Below are 20,187 nucleotides of genomic sequence, written 5' to 3'. Positions count from 1 at the left end.
GGGCACGGGCAGTGTCCGGCAGTCCCTGGGCAGTCATCGCTCTCGCCATCGGCGGGGGAGCGGGCTCCTCAGACCGGTGAGTGAGCGCTCGACGCCGATGCCTGCCGGTGCTCTTCGGCGACCTTGACGCGGTGAGCCTCACGGAGTGCACGGTGTTCCGGACTGCGGCGCACACGCAGGTAGAACAGACCGAGGACGGCGAACCAGACGGGTGTGGCGAGCTCTGCGGCAAGGGTGTCGGGCTGAGTCGTCAGCGCCCACAGCATGCAGGCGAAGAACGCGAGGACGACGAACGGCATGAAGGCGCCGCCGGGCATCTTGAACGTACTGCGCTTGTGCTCCTGAGGGCGACGGCGACGGTAGACGATGTAGCTGAGCAGGATGATCGTCCAGACGAACATGAAGCACAGCGACGACACCGTGGTCACGAGGGTGAAGGCCGATGAGACGCTTCCCTCCGCGTAGAGGAGGACGACGCCGGCCAGCAGGAACATGCAGGAGAACAGCAGCGCGTTCTGCGGCACCCGCCGCTTCGAGAGTCGCGAGAAGGCCTTGGGGGCATCGCCCTGGAGCGAGAGACCGTAGACCATCCGGGAGGTCGAATAGATTCCGGAGTTCGCGCTCGAGGTCGCCGAGGTGAGGACGACGAAGTTGACCACACCGGCCGCACCGGCGAGTCCGGCGAGGGCGAACATGGCGACGAAGGGGGACTCGTCGGCGCTGAAGCTGTCCCAGGGCCGCACCGAGATGAGGATGATGAGCGCTCCGACGTAGAAGAGCAGGATGCGCACCGGGATGGAGTTCACGGCCTTGGGCAGGGTGGTGTGTGGATCCTTCGTCTCGGCTGCGGCGGTGCCGACGAGTTCGATGCCGACGAAGGCGAAGATGGCGATCTGGAAGCCGGCGACGAAGCCCATGAAGCCATTGGGGAAGAAGCCGCCGTGATCCCACAGGTGGGCGAATGAGGCGCGGTCTCCGCCGTGTTCGAATCCGGAGAGGATGAAGACGAGGCCGACGACGATGAGGGCGAGGATCGCAATGATCTTGATGAGTGCGAACCAGAACTCAGTCTCGCCGAAGGACTTCACGGTGGGCAGATTGAGTCCGACGAGGACGAGGATGCACAGGACCGCGGGGATCCACAGCGGCAGCTGCGGCCACCAGAATGAGACGTAGTGGGCGATCGCGACGACGTCGGCGACACCGGTGACCACCCAACAGAACCAGTAGGTCCAGCCGGTGAAGAAGGCGGCCCACGGTCCGAGCAGATCACCGGCGAAGTCGCTGAAGTTCTTGTATTCGAGGTTGGACAGGAGCAGTTCGCCCATCGCACGCATGACGAAGAAGAGCATGAAGCCGATGACGAGGTAGACGAGGATGACCGAAGGCCCGGCGACCGAGATCGTCTTGCCCGAGCCCATGAATAGGCCGGTTCCGATCGCACCTCCGATCGCGATGAGCTGGATATGGCGGTTCGACAGCGCGCGTTTGAGTTCGGTGGGGTTCTGGGAGGTCACAGTGCTTCTCTGCTCCTTGACGGTGGTCGGCTGATGAGGGAAGGGCCGAGGTGATGGGGCGATCATCAAAGGCGAGATCGGACTCACATCGAACAGGTCCGTCGGTCAGCATACACACGACTGTGACGCGGGACTCACAGCGGGTTCCTAGGGGGCTCCAGCACAGGGATCATTGGGCGAAAGCAGATGCCCGGATCGGCTGGGCCATCCCGCTCAGCGCTGCCGCTGCCGCTCCACCTCGGCGAGTCTGTGAAGCTTCCGCCGGGACTGGATCTCGGGCACGAGCACCGTGAGCACGGCGCCGAAGAATATCAGCTGCATGGCCGTGCGCGGCAGCAGCTGATCGTCCCACGGCAGGTTCTCGCCGGTCAGTGCCAGGTGCACATTAGCCGGGAACATGACGATGAGCATCAGCCCCAGCCCGCCGGCCGCCCACGGACGAGTCTGCTTCAGCAGCAGCCCGATCGCTCCGAGCAGTTCGAGCACCCCGGTCATTGTGACGAGTATGGGTGCGCCGGGAAGCCATGGCGGCACCATATCGATGAGGGCCTCGCGCATGCCGACGAAATGGGAGACGCCGGTGACGATGAACATCACCGCCAGCCCGAACCGGATCGCCACCGGCCATGTGCTGAAGTCATGCCGGGCCGCTGCGGTGCTGAAGTGTCCGACGGTGTAGGTGGCGAGTGTGGTGATGAGTAGGAAGAGCAGGGGTGCCATGAGCGGCTCCTTCGAAGGACGAAGCCTCGCGGCCACGACGAATCTTTACAATGAAAAGATAGGCCGTTGAGAAGCATCTTGTCAATGGAAAGTTTGCTCCGGTACGATCGGAGTGTGACCTATCATCATGGCGATCTGCGTCGCACGCTGTTGGCGGAGACCGCCTCGGCGATTGCCGACGATGGCGTGGCCAAACTGAGCATGCGTGCGCTGGCCAAACGGGCCGGAGTCTCGAACGCTGCCCCGACCTATCATTTCGGTGACAAATCCGGTCTTCTCACGGCCCTCGCGGCTGAGGGGTTCGACCTCCTGGCGGAAGCGATGGCCGGAGTCGACGATGACGGCGGACTCATTGACCGCGGGGTCGCCTATGTCGAATTCGCGCTCGCCCGCCCGTCTCACTTCACGGTGATGTTTCAGCCCCGGCTGCTCCACGACGACGATGCCGAGCTGGTTGCGGCCCGACAGCGAGCGTGGGCTGCGCTCTCCGTCGGAGTCGCGAAGACCAGATCGGAGCCGGACTCCGATTTCGGGGTGGCAGCGTGGTCGATCGTCCACGGATATGCCACGTTGGTTCTCAGCGGGGCGGTGGAGCCCGACGACGTGCTCAAGCAGGCGCGCATCGTGGCGGGCCACCTCGTCGAAGGGGCAGACACGGATCGTTGACGGGTCGGTCCCCTCGGCGACCCCGGAATCACTTTCCGGTGGTCTTCTTCTGTCCTGGTTCGAGTCCGTGTGAGTTCTTGATGAAGAATGCTCCGACGATGCCGAGGATGCCGACGCAGGCGGCGACGAAGAAGGCGACGTTCGCACCGTGGACCAGGCCCGCCATGCCGTAGGTTTCGGGATTCCGCGCGGCCGAGACCATGATCGTCACCAGTGCTGCGGTGCCGACCGAGGCGGCGATCTGGCGCATCGTGTTGTTCAGGGCGGTGCCGTGCGGGATGAGGTGCGAGGGCAGCTGGTTGAGCGCGGCAGTGGTCACCGGCATCATCACCATGGCGACTCCGAACATGCGGACCGTGTTGACCACGGCGAGGTAGACGAACGAGGTGTCCGGGCCCAGCCGAGCGAAGAGGAACGTGGTTCCGGTGAGCAGGACGAAGCCGGCGACGGCGAGCCATTTCGCGCCGATGGCATCGAACACGCGACCGGTCACCGGCGACATCAGTCCCATCACCGCGGCGCCCGGAAGCAGGACCAAGCCGGACTCCATCGCCGAGAAGTCATTCATGTTCTGCATGTACAGCGGCAGGACCATCATGCCGCCGACCATAACGATGAACACGCACATGCCCAGCAGGGTGTTGAGGGTGAACATGCGGTAGCGGAGGATGCGGAACTCGAGGATCGGCTGTTCGAGCTTGAATTGCCGGGTGATGAAGAACGTCAGTGCGATCGCGCCGATGATCAGGGGCGTGAGCACCTCGGCGCTGAGCCATCCGGCGTCACCGGCGGTGCCGAAGCCGAACAGCAGTCCGCCGAACCCGAGGGTGGAGAGGATGATCGAGAGCACGTCGAGGCGTGGGAAGGTCCGCTCGGTGACGTTCTTGAGCAGGAAATAGGCGATGATGAGGTCGATGATCGCGATCGGCAGCATCATGTAGAACAGGACCTGCCACGGCAGGTGGTCGACGATCCAGCCGGAGAGGCTCGGCCCGATCGCGGGGGCGAAGGCGATGACGAGTCCGAACGTGCCCATAGCCGTGCCGCGCTTCTCCACAGGGAAGATGGCGAAGAGGATCGTCTGCATCAGCGGCATGATGATGCCGCCGGCCGAGGCCTGGATGACACGGCCGATGAGCATCACCGGATAGACCGGAGCGATCGCACACACGAGGGTGCCGATGATGAAGAGGCCCATGGCGGTGAAGAACAGGCCCCTCGTCGTGAACTTCTCGATGAGGAACGCGGTCACCGGGATCATGATGCCGTTCACGAGCATGAAGCTCGTCGTCACCCACTGGGCAGCGCCGGAGGTGATGTGGAAGTAGTTCATGAACGCCGGCAGAGCGGTGTTGAGCAGCGTCTGATTGAGGATGATGACGAACGCACCGGAGACGAGAACCGCAAGCACGAGGTTCCGGTTGATCGGGGTGCCTTCTGCCGGGTCCTTCTGGTTGCTGTCTCCGTCCGCCAATGGCATCCCCTCACCTGTTCGTCGTCTGCGTCTCTTCTCGTCCTTCAGCGCCAGCCCGCCTGAGGCGGTGCGCTGAATCGGCCCCTCATCGCGCCCGGAAGTCAATTCCTTGGTTATATAACCGCTTCATGCAGTTTAGCGCACCACCCTCGCCGAGGCGGCCCCGGGGCAGTGTGAGATTCATCGAGTTCATCTGTCGTTCGGTTCGGAAGGAGGCCGACCGCCTCGGCGAAGGCGCCATCGAAAATCGGGTTGTGCGCCATCGCACGACGGAAGTGTCTTCGCAGCGGTATCTGACCGGTATTCTCTGGTCGATCCACCGCGGTCTCAGCGTCGACAGCGCCGTGGATCGACCAGAGAATTCCCCTCACGACCAAACTGCCGGTCAGGGAGTGGCGGAAGAGACCTGCCAGGGGAAGCGCGGTGGGTCCAGCAGACGGCACGACTGAGTCACTATTGCCCGTGATCCGGGACCAGAAGGGGAGCTTCGCCTGGAAGCTCTCCCAGATCTTGGCCGAAAGGCAGTACGGTTGAGGTCAGGTTACGTTGTCAATGAGGAGCGGTCAGGCAGATGAGTCTCGGGAAGTGGAGCACTCTGGGACGATTTGTGCTCGTTGTCACCGGTATCGGGGCTGTCAGTGCGGCCATCTGGAGTCTCGTCCTGATGGGCGTATCCAGCGGACTAGGTGACCTGGCGGGAAATCTCGCGTGGGCCCCGTTCTTTGCTGTTGCCGGAGCCGCGTTGGGTCTCGTGACAAGCGCCCCGGCTTATGCGATTCTGCGTCTGTTCGTCCGTCGCCTCTCCAGCCGTGCATCGTCGCTGTTGTTTCTCTTCGGACTTGGTGCCGCCTCGGCGGTGGTCGCATTAGGGGTCTTGGCGCTGTTCTTCCACGGCAATATTCCGATGGTGTACACGGTGTCCAACACAGAAATCGAACCCTTGGCCTTCGCTCTTCCGGTGATTTCGGGACTGCTCACGGCGGCCTGTGGCCCGATCATCCTGCGCCCCGTCGATACCGCCCACTACGGCACCCTCCTGCCGAGCTGAAGAGCAGGGCCGCGCAGCACGTGGTCCGACGCTTTGCTCTCAGCCCAGCGCCGGACCGTCAGCTCGTTGCGGAAAGCTCAGACCAGGCGGGTCTCGGGTGACCGGGTCTTCGACGGGGCCGTCTCGGGCAGGTCGCCGAGGACTTCGTCGATGCGGGTGAGCACTTCGGCGTCGAGTGTGACACCGGCTGCTTCGGCATTCGAGGCGATCTGCTCGGGGCGAGAGGCGCCGACCAGGGCGGTGGCGACGTTGTCGTTGGCCAGCACCCAGGCGACGGCGAGCTGCGCCATCGTCAGTCCGAGATCAGCGGCGATGGGTTCGAGCTTCGCGACCGCAGACAAGGTGGTGTCGTTGAGGTAGCGGCTCTTGATTATGTCAGCGCCGCCGCCTTCCTCGTCGGTGGCGCGGGAGCCTTCGGGCAGCGGCTGCCCGACTTTGTACTTCCCGGTCAGCACACCCTGGGCGATCGGGGACCAGACGATCTGAGAGATGCCGAGCTCCTTCGACGTCGGCACCACTCGCGACTCGATGACTCGCCACAGCATGTTGTACTGCGGCTGATTCGAGATCAGCTGGATTCCTAGCTCGCGGGCCATATGATGGGCCGCCCGCAGCTGATCGGCATTCCACTCGCTGACCCCGATGTAAAGGGCCTTGCCGGCGCGGACGATGTCGGCGAAGGCCTGCATCGTCTCTTCCAGTGGGGTCTCGTAGTCATACCGGTGCGCCTGATAGAGGTCGACGTAGTCGGTGCCGAGTCGAGACAGCGACCCGTTGATGGACTCCATTATGTGCTTGCGGGACAGGCCGGTGTCGTTGTGACCCTTCGGGCCGGTGGGGAAGTAGACTTTTGTGAAGATCTCGAGCGATTCGCGTCGCTGACCTTTCAGGGCATCGCCGAGGACCTGTTCGGCCACGGTGTTTGCGTAGACATCGGCGGTGTCGAAGGTCGAGATGCCGACGTCGAGTGCGGCATGGACGCATTTCGTCGCCGTGTCGTTCTCGACCTGTGAACCGTGCGTGAGCCAGTTTCCGTAGGTGATTTCGGAGATCTTAAGGCCGCTGTTTCCCAGATATCTGTGCTCCATGTCCCCAGCCTACGTCCGCAGGTCAAGGGGTGAGGTGCACACTGGGCCCGAGGTTCAGTCCACCGGTGAGACGCGGATGTAATTCCCATCCGGATCGGCGACGACAAAAGTTCGGCCGAAGACCGCGTCGTTAGGTTCTGAGACGACATCGACGCCCTTTGCAGACCAGTCGGCGAAGACGGCATCGACTGCCTCGGCGGATCCGGGCACCATGAGCCCGACTTCTGAGGTGCGTACCGGTGTTGCCGTCACCGCATCGCTGGCGCCGCTCCAGAGGGAGAACAGAACGCCAGGTGCGATTTCGAACGAGACGTACCGGGGTGTGATCATGGCGGGCTCCATCTCGAAGAGGCGGCTGTAGAAATCCGTTGCGGAGGCGGTGTCGGTGACGTAAGTGAGGAACAGGTTGGGTGTGGGCACGGGCAACTCCTTTTCTTTGCTCAGTCTTGGGGCTTCTTGTACTCGGCAACCACTCTTTGCGGGGCCGTGGTTCTACACTGACAGCAATAGGTGACAGTCCATGTCGTGTTTGGCGATGCGGTTCGGAAGAAAGTGGTCGGAGGGAGTCTGCAGTGAAACGTCCGCAGCGATTGTTGTCGATCATCGTGGCGCTCCAGTCCGCGGGGCAGACGACGGCGGCCCGCCTCGCCGAACAGTTCGGTGTCTCGGCGCGAACGATTCTGCGTGACATAGAAGCATTGATCGAGGCCGATGTGCCAGTCGCTGCCGAGCCTGGCCGCTACGGCGGAATCTCCCTGCAAGTGGGGACTCAGATCGATGTCAATCGGCTTTCGGAGACGGAAGCTGAAGCATTGGCGCTGGTCGGTCTGGATAGCAGGAGCGCACGTCAACTCGGTCTCGAAGAAGGGATGCTTCGCGCCTTTCAGCGGCTGGACACACGTCGCTCGAAGCCATTGGGGCGGGCTGATCAGCATTGGGTTCCTCTCAGCGAGGTCGTCGAGATCGACAGTTCGGGCTGGTTCGCCGACGAAGCAGCAGTCGACTTCGCTGACCTCGTCGAGACTCTCCGGTCGACTCGACGGCTTCGCGTCGAGTACCGATCAAGCGGGAGAGCCGAATCGCGAATCTATGAGGTCGACCCGTATGGGCTCTACCTGCGCGGTGGGCGGTGGTACCTCGTTGGCGATGTCGATAGCCGTCCACGCATGTTCGCCATGTCTCGGTTGAGGGGGTGGACTGAACTTGACGCCGACCGGAGGACCAGGCCGGAAGCGACGTTGCAGGACGTCGCGGGTGATCTGGTCGATCGGCTCGAGAGCAGGAATGACGTCATCGTGACTGCGTATCTCGATGCTGACAGAGAGGACTTGGCTCACAGGATCCTCGGCAGTCGACTGCGGTCAGTCGAACCGTTACCGACCAATGATCTGAAAATGCGTATCACTGTCGCCTATGACCAGCTCGACGGGGTCAGACAGCTCATGCAGTTCACCGATCACATCGAAGTCATCGATCCTCCTTCGGCACGGGAGCTGGTCAAGAAGCTGGCCGGAGACATGGCGGCACGACACTGAGGTATCGCCGGTGTGACAAGCGGTGAAAACCAGTAGAACGGATCAGGCGATTTGGATTCGAGTTTCTCCGAAGACGACGTCGAGCGTCAGATTTCCTCCAACTGCCTCCAGGTATCGTCGAACCGTGCCGATCTTGGTGTTCTCTAGGTCTCCGTGTTCAATCTTGGAGACTTGACGTTGTGAAACGCCGATTCTGTCCGCGAGCTCGTGCTGAGTGAGTCCGGCGGTTGATCGGAGTTCCTTCAGACGGTAGGCGCGGACTTCCGCGAGCATCCTCTGCCTGTGGTTGTCAACGTTCTCACGGTTGATTGCATTGTGGTCGAGGAAATCGCTCAGTGTTTCAACCATAGTTTTCACTTTCCTCTCAATCTCATCAGGTGTTGGTCAAGCAGCTCCTGTGTATCGAGGCAGTTACGAGAGCCAACCGGAGTCCAGTTGGACATTCACCTCCCACATATACAAAGTGCAGAACCTATAGGTTCTACGATTGATGGCGTGGGACGGATGAACGCCGAGGTGGTGCCTTACTGGAGCCGCGAAGTTGGTCGGCCGTCTATTGAACGTTCGGCTTGGACAGCGTCGGTGCCACAGGCGTGGTCAAACCGGCGCAGCTCGTTTCGAATTGTGCCGTCACCGGCAGAAGGCTCTCAGCGTACTCCGAACCCGGCCGATTGCGGGCCGGCGTTCTCCTCGATATGCCCCTGCAGTGTGGCCGCGAATTCCTCGGAAGCGCCTGCCCGGAGATGATTCACCAGCGCTTCGTGTTCGGCGATGATCTCATCGCAGCGATTGAGGAGGTGCCTGCCGTTCATGAACAGAATGAACCTGTGCCGATCGGAGAGCATCGAATACATTTCGAGCATCACCTGATTGTCACCGGCCTCGACGAAGCCACGGTGGAACTCCAGGGTGAGCTCGATGAACCGGGCGATGTCCGCTTCGGCGAAGGCTGCCCGCTGCTGGCTGATGAGCTCAGTGAGTGTGTCGGTCAGACTCTGTCTCAGAGGTTCAGAAGCGCGCTCGACTGCGGTCGTCTCAAGCACATAGCGAGCATCGGCGAGTTCGACGATCGTCCGTTCGTCGACGCCTTGCACGATTGCCCCACGCTTGGGGTAGATGTGGATCCATCCCTCGTCCTGCAGTCTGGCCAGAGCCACGCGCACCGGGGTGCGACTGACTTCGATCTCGGCCGCCAGTGCTGCCTCGCCGAGCATCGTTCCCGGGGGATGGTCGCCATCGAGGATCTGCCCGCGAATGAATGAATAGGCGCGCTCGGCCGCGCTCTTCGACTCCGTCTTCGTGCTCATTCGGACACCTCGGCGGGCGCCTCGGCGCGGGTCGATGCTCGGCGGCCGGGCCAGGTCATGAGCGGGACCGCGCGGATCGCGAAGGCGAGGGTGATGAGCAGGACGAACGTCGCCATGAGATTGATCCAGAGGAATCCACCGGCCTCGAGCACGGTGCCGGCCATGGCCGCCATGAGCGCCCCGCCGAGGTTCATCGCCGAGTCCGATGCCCCCTGCAGCGGCACCTTCGCATGGGCCGGCACCGAGGCGGTCAGCAGCGCCGAACCGCCGATGAGGAACATCGACCACCCGATTCCGAGCAGCGACAGCGCAGTGCTCAGCAGGACCATCGACGACACCGGGGCGAGGGCGTCCATGACGCCGAGGGCGATCGTGGCGGCGAAGATGACCGTGCCGCCGGCGATGACCACGCCCGCACCCCACCGGTCGGCCATCCATCCGAAGATGGGGGAGAGGGCGTACATGCCGGCGATGTGGATACTCACGACGATGCCGATCGCGCCGAGGCTGAACTCCTGGTGATCCATGTGCACCGGGGTCATGACCATGACGTTGGTCATCATCATCTGCCCGGTGATGATCGTGATCATCGCGAACAGCGGCACCGGGCGTGCGAGCGCGAACCGCAGCGCCTGGCCGAGTCTCAACTGGGCCGGCGGTGCCGTCTGTTCCGATCGAGCGGATCGGGCGGGGACCACCTCGGCGGGGGATCCGTCGACAGCGTTCGCCGAGGTGGCCGCTGCGTTTGCGTCGGATGAGGCATCGTGTTCGATGGCCGGATCGGCGTCGAGGTCGGCGTTCGCGGGCGGCTGCTCCGTGCCTGCGGCGATCGACCGCGACAGGGTCGAGGCGAACAGGGTTGCGAGAGCGAACGCGGCCATCGAGATGATGTAGGGCCCGGCCAGACCGTTCATGCCCAGGGCCTCGCCGAGGTGGGCGCCGGGATCGGTGAAATTCGGGCCGAGTACGGACCCGACTGTCGTCGCCCACACGACCAGGGACATCGCACGGCCCGCGGCTGCAGGATCGGCGAGATCGACGGCGGCGTAACGGGCCTGCAGCCCCGAGGCGGTCGAGGACCCGCACATCATCATCCCGAGCATGAACACCGGGAGGAGCTGGAGGGCGACACCGATGAGCACGACTACCGCGCCGAGCGTGCCGATGCCGAAGCCCAGGGTCAGTGCCTTGCGACGGCCGGACCTGCCGGCGAGCACCGCGAGGGGATAGGCGATGAGACCGGCACCGAGGATGACGCTCATCTGTGCGAGTCCGGCCATCGAGGTCTGGCCGGTGATCTCCTCGGCGAGCAGACCGCCGACGGCATATCCCGAGGCGATGCCGGCTCCGGAGAGCAGCTGGGCGGTGATGAGTTTGGCCTGTTCGCGAGCGCGACTCGTCATCGATGCCTCGCCTCCCTGCGCAGTAGTGCTGTCGAGTTACCCGCCAAAACTATCTTGGATCCATCTTGGATACAAGATGTGGGTGCGGAGTTTGAGACGGTGGCTCAGGGACAGCTCAGAGCCGCGAGGTGCGCAGTCCGATGACCGACTGGGCAGCAGCGACAAGTGCGAGACCGAGCAGCGGAACCGCCGCCGACCCTGCGACTTCAAGGCCGAGGCCGAAGGCGAAGGGCCCGAGTGCTGCCAGTGCCACGCCGACTGCCGAGGTCACGGCCGAGACGGACGCGGTGTGAGCCGGTGATCGGCCGTATCCGATGATCTGGTCGTAGGAGACCCCGAGGCACAGACCTTGGGCCACACCGAGGAGGATCGTGACGATCAGAGCGGTCTGAGAGCCTGCGATGAGCAGGAGCACGACGCCGCCGACGGCCAGCAGCGGAGCGAACGGAGCGAGGATGCGAGAGGCTCCTCTGCCGAGGAGAGCAGGTGCGATGAGCCCGAAGGGGATGGCGATGACATTGATGAGGGAGACGAACCCTCCGGCGACCTGAGCCGACATCCCGTCGCCGACGAACACCGTAGGCAGCCACGCCGAGGTGGTGTAGAACATCAGAGAGGTGACACCGAGGAACAGCGCGAGCATCCACACATCGACATCGCCGAGGACGGCCTTCGCCCCGTGTCCGCCGCGCGGATCGTGCCCGCCACGTGGATTACTGCCCCGCGGTTCGTTTGCGGGGTCAACCGATTCATCAGTTGTGCCTTCGGTGCCTTCGGCGTAGGTGCGCGAGTAGAACCACCACAACACGAGCGCACCGGCGGAGACCACGATCCAGATGAGCAGTGTGCCGCGCCATTCGAGATCGAGGAACTCTCCGACAGGGACGGTCAGTGCCAGGGCCAGTGCCGGGCCCAGGCTCAATGACATCGAATAGACCCCGGTGAGGCGGGAACGGAGGGTGGTGCGTTCGGCGGAGATGATCGAAGGGGCGAGCACTGTGACGATCGCGATCGAAAAGCCGAGCATCCCGGTTCCGATGAGCAGCGGGGCCTCTCCGGGGATGGAGCGGATGACCGTTCCGGCCACGATCGCCAGGAGGGAGAGGCTGACAGTGCGGCTGCGCCCGAGGCGATTCGCCAACACCGGAGCGATCGGCGCTGCCAGCAGCGTCAGGGCCAGAGGCACGCTGGTCAGCAGGGAAACGAAGGTCTCTCCGTGTCCGGTGTCGTCCATCATGGCGGGCACGAGTGGAGACAGTGAGATGGTCGGGATCCGCAGACTCAGCCCGACAAGGAGGATCGCAGCCATGGCCAGGATCAGGGCCGCGAGCGGGTGGGGAAGTCGACCCCGCGGCGATGGGGAATCGGGTGCGTCTGACATCCCTGCCAACCTTAGCCGCGGCTGGTCCCAGGCCGATGGGCGGCCTCAGTTTGAGACGGCGGCCGTGGCAGGTGCGGCGGCTGATGTGCTCGCGGACTGCCTAGGCGCAGAAGTTCTCACTGGAACGAGGACGGGGCGCGGCCGATCTCGCGGGAGAAGGCCGTGGAGAACGCTGCCGGTGAAGAATAGCCGAGTCGCTCGGAGACCTGCGTGATCGTTTCCGACCGGAGCAGCCGCAGCCCGACAAGCATGCGTGCGCGGGTCCGCCATGCCGCCGGACTCATCCCAGTCTGCGCACGGAAGACACGGTCGAGGCTGCGTTCGCTCATCTGCAGCTGCCCGGCCCAGTCGCGATTGCTCAGCCCGAGCTCGGGTCCGTCGAGGTAGTCGATGCAGACCTGCCGCAGACGGGTCTCACGGGGGAGCGGCACTTCGAACGGAACCGCCGAGGCTCGCTGGAGTTCGAGAAGGATGAGCGCGAACACATGATGCTGGTAGGCGGTCATATCCTCGGCGATCTCGAACGAATCCGCGGTTTTCAAAAGCTCACGCAGTAAGGGTGTGACCGTGATGACCGTGCACGTCTCCGGCCACCACGGAACGCTGGTCGGTTCGATGTAGAGGCTCCACGTCGTGACGTCGAGGAAGCGGACAAGGTGGTCCACCTCGGCGGGGATGAGCACGGCCTGATGCGTCGGGACTGTCCACGAACCGTCCTGGGTCTCGACGAGCATGACCCCGGTCGACCCGTAGAGCAGCTGCGCTCGCCGGTGGCGGTGATAGGGCAGGACCGTGTCCGGCGGGTACTGCGTGCCGACGGACAGCACGTCCCACGGATGGGAGTCGACGTCGTCGATGGCGAGGTTGGGCACGACTCGAGTGTAGTGGCGAATTCTCACAGATCGGCGGCAGACTATCGATTGCCTGCCTTGGGTGCTGTGCGCTGAGATAGGTGAGTGGAATTTATCGGACTCATTCTCATCGGCTGCCTCGTCGGCCTGACGACCGTGCTCTTCGGCTTCGGCGGCGGCTTCGTCACCGTCCCGATCATCACGCTCGTCGATGCCGATCTCGGATCAGACACGGCACGGGTGGCGGCGGCCACCTCGGCGCTGGTCATGCTCGTCAATGCCATCGTTGCCACGGTCTCGACGAAACGGGAAACGCTCGCCCATCTCAAGGGACGGTGGTGGCTGCTCGGGCTGCTCGCCCTCGGCGGAGGGCTCGGGGCGCTCAGCGCAGGCTTCGCCCCGGATACGATGCTGCAGTGGGGATTCGTCATCTACATCGCCGTCACCGCCGTTGACCTCCTGCTGCGTCCGGGCTTCTTCCGCCCCGCCGCCCGCATTAGGGAGGAGACCGGCGAGGGCGGACGCGGAATCGCAGCGATCTGGGGTGTGCCGATCGGCGGACTGGCGTCGTTCCTCGGCGTCGGCGGATCGGTGATGACCGTGCCGATGATGCGCCGGTCGGGGGCGACGATGACCGTGGCCACGACCCTGGCCAACCCACTGACCTTGGTGATCATGAGCCCGGCCGTGCTCGTGACGATCCTCGCCCCGGCTTCTATCGACGCCCCCGGCATCGTCGGAGCCCTCGACCTGGTGTCCGCTGCTGCCCTGCTCATCGGCGGCATGCCGATCATCGTCTTCCTGCGCAGGCGCGTCCCGAAGATCCCGGAGATCCTCCACGCCTGGGGCTACTTCATCCTGCTCATCGCCGCCGGGGTCGTTGTCGCCGTGGCGTGAGGGGTGGCAGCTCAGTGTCGAGACAACGCCTGAGCGCCGAGACCACTGTGTGTGCACCGTTGTCTCGGCGCAAGACAGTGGTTTCGAGGAAGGTGCTCAGCTCTCCCAGCGGCGCTTGCGCAGAATCGGCGGCAGGCCGAAGTAGATCGGCGGGCGCGCCGGGGCGGTAGGCACTGAGTCGGCTGCATGCGCCGAGGCAGCAGGGGTGTCGTGGTCGGCGGCAGACGTTGAGCCACCGGAGCTGCTCGCATCGGCGGCACCGCCGGCGCCCAGGGCCCACGCGCTCTCCCAGCTGATGAGCTCGCCCGCGTGGCAGACGGGGTCGCCTCCGCTTGACGGCGGCTCGGCCCACATCCACAGGTTGATCCCGTACTCCATGAGAACCAGCTTGCTGCCTGCTTCTCGCGTCGAGTTCTCCTTGACCAAATTCGCCCGCAGTTTCGCCGAAGCGTCCTCGAGTTCCGTCCACCCGTCTTGTCGGTGCGGCAGAAACACCCACGTCCCCGCGGAGACGTCGGAGGGGTTGAGATCATCTGGCGTTGTGATCGTGACGCGGGACTCGTGAAGAGACCCTTCCTCGACTGCGGCGAGCAACTCCCCGAAGCACGCCCAGGCCACCTCGGGGGAGGGCGCGACGATCAGTTGGTGGACCTCCTCGGTGCGCACCTCATCAGGCGAAAGATGGGTGAACGGATTCGCCCGCATCGACCCGAGCACCTGCGTCCAGTGCCCGGGTACTATTCCGTCTGCCAGGAATCCGCTGGTGCGCGGGCGCTCCTCATCGTGTCGCATCGACAATCCTCCTCGCCGAGGTTGCTCACCGTCCCCTTCCATCATGCACCCACCCGCCGGTGGGGTCAGGGTTAACAGCCGGCGGAAGGAGCCGTAGCCCGGAGTCGGTTCGTGCGTTGAGAAGAACACGCCACCGACGAACTCTCCGCTGATCTAACGAATGGGATACGTTCTGGCCTATCGTGCGCCATCGACACTCCGCCCGCTCTACACTGATCGAAGTGGATCGAGCAGCGGCATTCGTGTCGGCTCGGTCCACGACCACGTCTGAACGATCTCGCCCCACCGGCGAGCCTGCACCTTGCGAAAGTCCATGCCCTTGCTCTCTTCCCCACGCCGCGCCCTTGCGGCACTCGCGGCAGTCCTCGCTTTCGGCCTCCTCTCCGGATGCGCCGAGGCGACCGAGCCGACCGTCGACACCGCCTCATCCAGCACGGCCGACCCCAAGCCCAGTCGGGAGGCCCCGGAAACGACCAGCGATTCCGCTGCGCCGACGACACCCGATGACGGCGACGACGGCCAGGACGGGGACGAAGGTCGAGCAGGCAGTTCGACGCCCGGCACCGCCTCGGCGATGTTGGACGAACTTGCGGTCAAGGGCCGGGCACCGAAGACCGGCTACGACGGTGACCTGTTCAAATGGCGTTCGGACACCGACCACAACGGCTGCGACACCCGCAACGATGTGCTCCGCCGCGACCTCACGGACATCACACTCAAGGCGGGTACGCAGGGCTGCATCGTCCTGGCCGGCACGATCGCCGACTCGTACAAGGGCGAGACCTATGACTTCGATCGCGGCGCGAATGCCGTCGACATCGACCACGTCGTCGCCCGATCGAATGCCTGGCAGACCGGTGCCGCACAGTTCGACGAGGAGACGCTGAAGGAATTCGGCAACGATCCGCTCAACCTGCTCGCCGTGAGCTCGAGCCTCAACCGGCAGAAGGGTGACGCTGATGCCGCGACCTGGTTGCCGCCCAACAAGTCCTACCGCTGCGAATACGTCGCCCGACAGATCGCGGTCAAGCACAAGTACGACCTCTGGGTGGTCAAACCGGAGAAGGCCGCCATGGAGCGCGTCCTCGACACCTGCGAGGACCAGCCCGCCTTCACCGAGGATGTCGACTGGCCCGGCCCCGGCGACGGTGACAACGTCACCACGAAAGAAGAGACCCGCCCAGCGAAACAGAAGTCCTCGAGCTCGGGATCCTCGGGCAGCTCGCCGTCGGGCGCCGGAGCGTCAGGTTCAGGCTCGTCATCGAGCGGATCGTCGAACTCATCGACATCCTTCGAAAACTGCACGGCCGCACGCGAGGCCGGGGCCACCCCTGTCCACCGGGGAGATCCCGGGTACGGTTCCCACCTCGACCGGGACGGCGACGGAGTCGGCTGCGAATAGCCGCCTCGGCGGGGTGGGTGTGTTGGCTCACAAAACCGGTAGGTAATCTAAGCGCAGACCCGATGTTCGTCGTCGGCGAGCCCGCCGCGAACACCGACCCTGGTCACCGACGAAGAGGAGCCCCACCATGTCCGGACTGGATACCGCCCTGACCCCGCTGCGCTTCCTCGAGCGCTCGCTCGAAGCTCACCCCGATCGCGAGGCGATCGTCGACGGGCCCCGCCGCTTCACCTACCGAGACATGGCCGAGACCGTGCAGAACCTCGCCGAAGGCTTGGTCCGCCGCGGCCTCAAGGACGGCGACACTGTCGCCGTGCTCGCCCCGAACAGCGCCGAGGCGCTCATCGCCCACTACGCGGTCCCTCTGGCCGGCGGGGTGCTCGTCATGCTCAACACTCGTCTGGCCCCGCCCGAGGTCGAGTACATCCTCGGCCACAGTGAGGTGAAGTTCCTCTTCGGCGACGCCGGCCTCCTCCAGCCGGTCATCGACGCCGGTGCAGCGAACGCGGTCGAAACCATCGTCGTCCACCCCGACGAAGACGGCACCCCCGGTGACGTCAGCGCCGCGGATCTCAGCGTGGAAGCGTATGCGGACTGGACCGCCTCGGCGCCGGAATCACCCCGGGCCTATGAGGTCGCAGACGAGACCGAGACGATCACGGTCAACTACACCTCGGGCACCACGGGCCGACCCAAGGGCGTGATGTACACCCACCGCGGGGCATACCTGAACTCGCTCGGCGAGGTCATCACGCAGGACTTCGCACCGCTGACCCGCTACCTGTGGACGCTGCCGATGTTCCACTGCAACGGCTGGTGCACGACCTGGGCACTGACCGCGGTGTCGGGCACGCACGTGTGCATCCGGGCCGTGCGCGGACCCGAGGCCTGGCGGCTCATCGACGACGAGCAAGTCACGCGCATGGCCGGCGCACCGGTGGTGCTCAACACCATCGCCGGTGCCAAGGAAGCCCACTCCATGGACGGCGCGCTGTCGATCACCACGGCCGGAGCCCCGCCGTCGCCGACGACGATCGCCCTCCTGGAGGGACTGGGAATCGAGGTCATCCACGTCTACGGACTCACCGAATCCTACGGCCCGTACTCCTCGTGCGAACCGCAGCCCGAATGGACCGGCCTGCCCGTCGAGGAACGCGCGGCCCTGAAATCACGGCAGGGGATCGGCATGATCAGCGCTGATCGCATGCGCGTCGTCGAGCTCCGCGACGATGATGTGCTCACCGACGTGCCCCGTGACGGGGCGACGATGGGCGAGATCGTCATGCGCGGCAACAACGTGATGAAGGGGTATCTCAATTCTCCCGAGGACACCGAGGTGGCCTTCCGCGGCGGCTGGTTCCACACCGGAGACCTCGCGGTCATGCACCCCGACGGCTATGTCCAGATCCTCGACCGGGCCAAAGACATCGTCATCTCCGGTGGAGAGAACATCTCCACCATCGAGGTCGAGCAGGCGATCGTCGCCCACGAATCCGTCGCCGAGGCGGCCGTCGTCGGAATGCCCGACGAGAAGTGGGGACAGCGACCGTTGGCCTACGTGGTGCTGAGAGAAGGAGCGAGCCTCGACGCGGACGAACTGATCGCCTTCGTCAAGACCCGCATCGCCTCGTATAAGGCACCGGCCGGCACCGAATTCGTCGACGCGCTGCCGACGACGTCGACGGGCAAGATCCGCAAGAACGCGTTGCGGGAGATGGCGGGGAGCTGAAGTCTTCTGGGACGACGGCTCTGTGGAGGTGCGAGTATCATTCGCGGCATGACGACTTTGGAGCAGATGAGTGCGGAACGGCTCGGTCGGATGTCCGAAAAAGAGCGCACCGAATATGAAGCTGGCTATGAGGAGATCGACGCCGGCATTCGCATTTCTCAGCTGTTCTACGACGAGCGGATGGAGCTCGGGCTGACTCAGGCTGAACTGGCCAAGCGAATGCACACAACCCAGGCGGCCATCGCCCGAATCGAAAACGGAGCTGTCATGCCCGGCACAGGAATGCTGGAGCGGTTGGCCCGTGTTGCGCACAAGCGCGTCGCGCTGGTCTGAGGCGGGCAGCGTCACATCAGCTGTCCTGCTTCGGCAGCGGCACGTTCTGCAGGCGCAGCTGACCGCGCGAGAGCTGTTTGCCCGTCGCCGAATCGGTGATGATCACCTCCCACAGCTGCTGAGTCCGTCCCTGGTAGAGGGCGGTGGCTTCGACGGCGACCCTGGCGCCCTGGCTGGGCCTGAGGAAGTCCGTGGCGTTGTGGACGCCGACGGCGAACTCGCCGCGATCGGCCACGGCGTGGCTGGCCCCGATGCTGCCGGCGCTTTCGACGATGCTGGTGTAGACGCCGCCGTGGACGACGCCCCACGGAGTGTGGTGGTTCTCATCAAGATCCGCATGTCCCCGCACCGAGGTGGCCGTGACCTCCTCGACGACGAGGCCGGTGGCCGCAACGAACCGGCTCGAACCCTGCAAAGAGACATCGGGCAGTGCCGCACTGTTGGGCTGTGAGGCGGCGTCGTTATTCATAGGTTCTCCTTCGAGGGTGCACAACCAGAGGCTGATTGAACGTTCGAAATCCACCTTACCCGTGTGCGTTCAGATCGCACCGACTGTCGTGGGCCCGGCTCACGAGAACAGCGCGAGCCCGAAGACCGCGAAGACGACGAGCAGCGCGACGCCGTGGATGGCGGTGACCCGTCTGCCCGCGAACGCGATGATCGTGACCAGCAGTGTGATCGCCAGCAGCGCCAGATTGATCGGGGATTCGGCGAGTACGATCTGCTGGTCGGTGAGCATCCCGATGACGAGCACCGTCGGGATCGTCAGCCCCACCGTCGACACCTGTGCGCCGTGGCAGAGGTTGCTCACGCGCTGGATCTCGCCGTTCCATGCCGCACGCAGCGATGTCAGCGTCTCGGGCAGGAACACGATCATCGCGATGATCACCCCGGACAGAGCCACCGGAGCGCCGAGGCGGCCCAAACCGTCATCGAGGAGCGTGGCCATATCGTGGGAGAGCAGGACGATCGGCAGAACCGTGGCCACGAGCAGGATCAGGCGGGGGGTGATCTCCAAGCGATGGGTCGAGAGGATCTCGACGATTCCCTGCGGTTCGTCGTCGGAACTCCGCGATTCGGACTGAGCTGGGGTGGCCACCTCGGTGAATTCGTGGGCCTGCGGGCCCATCTGCCGGTAGAGGAAGAAGGCATAGGCGGCCACGGTGATGACGATGATCGGAATCTCCTGCCATATCGCGTAGCTGCCGTTCGCCCCGATGAGGCCGGGTACGGCGAAAGCGAGCGCGGCGAAGACGACGATCATGACGAGGTAGGACGAGACGCCCGTGCGATTGTGGACCATCGCGCCGTGGCGCAGTCCGCCGATGAGCAGGCACAGGCCGACGACCGCGCCGAGGATGATCATCGACACCGCCATCACGGAGTCGCGGGCGATCGTGGCGTGGTCGCCGGGGCCCAGCAGGACGGCGGCGATGAGGATGACTTCGATGAGGCAGATCGAGATGGTCAGCACGAGCGAACCATAGGGATCGCCGAGGCGGCTGGCTAAGTGCTCGGCCTCGTGGACGACGCCGAAGGCGCAGATGAGGATGACCGCGATGATGACGATGAGTGCGGTGACAAGCAGAGCACCCGGGACCGGTGGTTCGAGGAGGGGGCCTGCGATGAGGAGGGCGACGTAGGCACCCCAGCCGAGGATGAGCCGAAGAATCGCGGTCGGCGTGATGATGCTGCGGAGGGCGGCGGTCATGAGGGGTCTTCCTGTCTCTGAGGCCGTCCTCATCGTGACTTCACTGCGACCGGGTCGTCCCGGCCGGGTCCTTCCGCTTTCAGGTTATCCAGGCCCATCTAGCCGGGCAAATCGGGGCGGGGGGAGTGCCGCCGCAAAGAGGGTCAGGTGGGCGAACGCCCCGTCGACGGAAACGACTGCGTCAAGTCTGCTGGTAGGCAGACGAGCTAGTGTCGCGTTTCTGAAGTTGGTTTAGGTTTCGCTTTCTCCAGCACCTGCTCGGGTGTCTTCGTCCACACGAAGGGGTGTTTGCGTTTGTTCCACCCGTCGATGAACTCCCGGATCTTCTTGTTC

General features: G+C 64.4%; 20 protein-coding genes. 7 read left to right on the top strand and 13 right to left on the bottom strand.

The features are described from left to right. Positions 1–68: 68 nt before the first annotated feature. Together cycA and EB835_RS05555 are read right to left on the bottom strand one after the other, a co-directional pair. Complete coding sequence (cycA, locus tag EB835_RS05560; RefSeq protein WP_135808658.1) at positions 69–1,583, bottom strand: D-serine/D-alanine/glycine transporter; 1,515 nt, start codon at positions 1,581–1,583, stop codon at positions 69–71. Positions 1,584–1,730: 147 nt separating this feature from the next. Further along, positions 1,731–2,237 carry a DoxX family protein gene (locus tag EB835_RS05555; RefSeq protein WP_135808486.1) on the bottom strand — a complete coding sequence of 169 codons (507 nt, stop codon included), beginning with the start codon at positions 2,235–2,237 and terminating at the stop codon, positions 1,731–1,733. Between the two features lie 114 nt (positions 2,238–2,351). On the opposite strand from EB835_RS05555, the gene EB835_RS05550 reads away from it, so the two are divergent. Beyond that, positions 2,352–2,903 carry a TetR/AcrR family transcriptional regulator gene (locus tag EB835_RS05550; protein ID WP_205749871.1) on the top strand — a complete coding sequence of 184 codons (552 nt, stop codon included), beginning with the start codon at positions 2,352–2,354 and terminating at the stop codon, positions 2,901–2,903. Positions 2,904–2,931: 28 nt separating this feature from the next. On the opposite strand, the gene EB835_RS05545 is transcribed toward EB835_RS05550, so the two are convergent. Then, on the bottom strand, positions 2,932–4,482 hold the full coding sequence (locus tag EB835_RS05545; RefSeq protein WP_276605984.1) for an MDR family MFS transporter: 1,551 nt from the start codon (positions 4,480–4,482) through the stop codon (positions 2,932–2,934). A gap of 502 nt (positions 4,483–4,984) precedes the next feature. On the opposite strand from EB835_RS05545, the gene EB835_RS05540 reads away from it, so the two are divergent. Further along, entirely contained in the window at positions 4,985–5,425 is a 441-nt protein-coding gene (locus EB835_RS05540; RefSeq protein ID WP_135808484.1) for a hypothetical protein, read from the top strand. 77 nt (positions 5,426–5,502) lie between these two features. On the opposite strand, the gene EB835_RS05535 is transcribed toward EB835_RS05540, so the two are convergent. Then, entirely contained in the window at positions 5,503–6,513 is a 1,011-nt protein-coding gene (locus tag EB835_RS05535; RefSeq protein WP_135539029.1) for an aldo/keto reductase family protein, read from the bottom strand. Between the two features lie 54 nt (positions 6,514–6,567). Further along, a complete protein-coding gene (locus EB835_RS05530) occupies positions 6,568–6,933 on the bottom strand; it encodes a VOC family protein (RefSeq protein ID WP_135808483.1) in 366 nt (121 codons plus the stop codon). Here EB835_RS05530 and EB835_RS05525 point away from each other — a divergent pair. Next, positions 6,924–8,048, top strand: a complete 1,125-nt coding sequence (locus tag EB835_RS05525; protein WP_240688565.1) for a helix-turn-helix transcriptional regulator — start codon at positions 6,924–6,926, stop codon at positions 8,046–8,048. The genes EB835_RS05530 and EB835_RS05525 overlap by 10 nt on opposite strands. Before the next feature lie 42 nt (positions 8,049–8,090). Here the strand turns inward: EB835_RS05525 and EB835_RS05520 are convergent, their stop codons facing one another. From EB835_RS05520 to EB835_RS05500, 5 genes are all read right to left on the bottom strand, one after another. Beyond that, complete coding sequence (locus tag EB835_RS05520) at positions 8,091–8,396, bottom strand: helix-turn-helix domain-containing protein (protein WP_135539025.1); 306 nt, start codon at positions 8,394–8,396, stop codon at positions 8,091–8,093. Between the two features lie 299 nt (positions 8,397–8,695). After that, the gene (locus tag EB835_RS05515) at positions 8,696–9,355 is read right to left on the bottom strand and encodes a GntR family transcriptional regulator (protein ID WP_135539024.1); all 660 of its coding nucleotides are present in this window, start codon (positions 9,353–9,355) and stop codon (positions 8,696–8,698) included. After that, on the bottom strand, positions 9,352–10,758 hold the full coding sequence (locus tag EB835_RS05510; RefSeq protein WP_135539022.1) for an MFS transporter: 1,407 nt from the start codon (positions 10,756–10,758) through the stop codon (positions 9,352–9,354). The genes EB835_RS05515 and EB835_RS05510 overlap by 4 nt, the downstream gene beginning before the upstream one ends. A gap of 115 nt (positions 10,759–10,873) precedes the next feature. Further along, complete coding sequence (locus EB835_RS05505) at positions 10,874–12,139, bottom strand: MFS transporter (protein ID WP_135808482.1); 1,266 nt, start codon at positions 12,137–12,139, stop codon at positions 10,874–10,876. A 116-nt stretch (positions 12,140–12,255) separates the two neighbouring features. Beyond that, on the bottom strand, positions 12,256–13,011 hold the full coding sequence (locus EB835_RS05500) for an AraC family transcriptional regulator (protein WP_135808481.1): 756 nt from the start codon (positions 13,009–13,011) through the stop codon (positions 12,256–12,258). Between the two features lie 84 nt (positions 13,012–13,095). Between EB835_RS05500 and EB835_RS05495 the strand changes: the two genes are divergently transcribed. Further along, complete coding sequence (locus tag EB835_RS05495; protein WP_135808480.1) at positions 13,096–13,887, top strand: sulfite exporter TauE/SafE family protein; 792 nt, start codon at positions 13,096–13,098, stop codon at positions 13,885–13,887. Between the two features lie 96 nt (positions 13,888–13,983). Here EB835_RS05495 and EB835_RS05490 read toward each other — a convergent pair whose 3' ends face one another. Beyond that, positions 13,984–14,679 carry a hypothetical protein gene (locus tag EB835_RS05490; RefSeq protein WP_168216638.1) on the bottom strand — a complete coding sequence of 232 codons (696 nt, stop codon included), beginning with the start codon at positions 14,677–14,679 and terminating at the stop codon, positions 13,984–13,986. A gap of 313 nt (positions 14,680–14,992) precedes the next feature. Between EB835_RS05490 and EB835_RS05485 the strand changes: the two genes are divergently transcribed. The 3 genes from EB835_RS05485 (at position 14,993) to EB835_RS05475 (ending at position 18,143) form a co-directional block, all read left to right on the top strand. After that, the gene (locus tag EB835_RS05485; protein ID WP_135808478.1) at positions 14,993–16,081 is read left to right on the top strand and encodes a GmrSD restriction endonuclease domain-containing protein; all 1,089 of its coding nucleotides are present in this window, start codon (positions 14,993–14,995) and stop codon (positions 16,079–16,081) included. A 127-nt stretch (positions 16,082–16,208) separates the two neighbouring features. Further along, the gene (locus tag EB835_RS05480) at positions 16,209–17,810 is read left to right on the top strand and encodes an AMP-binding protein (RefSeq protein ID WP_135808477.1); all 1,602 of its coding nucleotides are present in this window, start codon (positions 16,209–16,211) and stop codon (positions 17,808–17,810) included. Positions 17,811–17,858: 48 nt separating this feature from the next. After that, on the top strand, positions 17,859–18,143 hold the full coding sequence (locus EB835_RS05475; RefSeq protein WP_135808476.1) for a helix-turn-helix domain-containing protein: 285 nt from the start codon (positions 17,859–17,861) through the stop codon (positions 18,141–18,143). A 16-nt stretch (positions 18,144–18,159) separates the two neighbouring features. On the opposite strand, the gene EB835_RS05470 is transcribed toward EB835_RS05475, so the two are convergent. Together EB835_RS05470 and EB835_RS05465 are read right to left on the bottom strand one after the other, a co-directional pair. Next, positions 18,160–18,612 carry a PaaI family thioesterase gene (locus EB835_RS05470; protein ID WP_135808475.1) on the bottom strand — a complete coding sequence of 151 codons (453 nt, stop codon included), beginning with the start codon at positions 18,610–18,612 and terminating at the stop codon, positions 18,160–18,162. Between the two features lie 99 nt (positions 18,613–18,711). After that, positions 18,712–19,854 carry a calcium:cation antiporter gene (locus EB835_RS05465; RefSeq protein ID WP_135808474.1) on the bottom strand — a complete coding sequence of 381 codons (1,143 nt, stop codon included), beginning with the start codon at positions 19,852–19,854 and terminating at the stop codon, positions 18,712–18,714. Positions 19,855–20,187 lie beyond the last annotated feature (333 nt).

Source organism: Brevibacterium sp. S22 (assembly GCF_004745485.1).
Taxonomy (GTDB): Bacteria; Actinomycetota; Actinomycetes; order Actinomycetales; family Brevibacteriaceae; genus Brevibacterium.
This window is presented reverse-complemented; position numbering and strand designations above follow the sequence as displayed.

Excerpts from the sequence above, each read along its gene's own strand:
- EB835_RS05520 (WP_135539025.1), bottom strand. The coding sequence starts at position 8,396 with ATGGTTGAAACACTGAGCGATTTCCTCGACCACAATGCAATCAACCGT.
- EB835_RS05535 (WP_135539029.1), bottom strand. The coding sequence starts at position 6,513 with ATGGAGCACAGATATCTGGGAAACAGCGGCCTTAAGATCTCCGAAATC.
- EB835_RS05465 (WP_135808474.1), bottom strand. The coding sequence starts at position 19,854 with ATGACCGCCGCCCTCCGCAGCATCATCACGCCGACCGCGATTCTTCGG.
- EB835_RS05470 (WP_135808475.1), bottom strand. The coding sequence starts at position 18,612 with ATGAATAACGACGCCGCCTCACAGCCCAACAGTGCGGCACTGCCCGAT.
- EB835_RS05490 (WP_168216638.1), bottom strand. The coding sequence starts at position 14,679 with ATGCGACACGATGAGGAGCGCCCGCGCACCAGCGGATTCCTGGCAGAC.
- EB835_RS05515 (WP_135539024.1), bottom strand. The coding sequence starts at position 9,355 with ATGAGCACGAAGACGGAGTCGAAGAGCGCGGCCGAGCGCGCCTATTCA.
- EB835_RS05480 (WP_135808477.1), top strand. The coding sequence starts at position 16,209 with ATGTCCGGACTGGATACCGCCCTGACCCCGCTGCGCTTCCTCGAGCGC.
- cycA (WP_135808658.1), bottom strand. The coding sequence starts at position 1,583 with ATGATCGCCCCATCACCTCGGCCCTTCCCTCATCAGCCGACCACCGTC.
- EB835_RS05555 (WP_135808486.1), bottom strand. The coding sequence starts at position 2,237 with ATGGCACCCCTGCTCTTCCTACTCATCACCACACTCGCCACCTACACC.
- EB835_RS05485 (WP_135808478.1), top strand. The coding sequence starts at position 14,993 with ATGCCCTTGCTCTCTTCCCCACGCCGCGCCCTTGCGGCACTCGCGGCA.
- EB835_RS05475 (WP_135808476.1), top strand. The coding sequence starts at position 17,859 with ATGACGACTTTGGAGCAGATGAGTGCGGAACGGCTCGGTCGGATGTCC.
- EB835_RS05510 (WP_135539022.1), bottom strand. The coding sequence starts at position 10,758 with ATGACGAGTCGCGCTCGCGAACAGGCCAAACTCATCACCGCCCAGCTG.
- EB835_RS05505 (WP_135808482.1), bottom strand. The coding sequence starts at position 12,139 with ATGTCAGACGCACCCGATTCCCCATCGCCGCGGGGTCGACTTCCCCAC.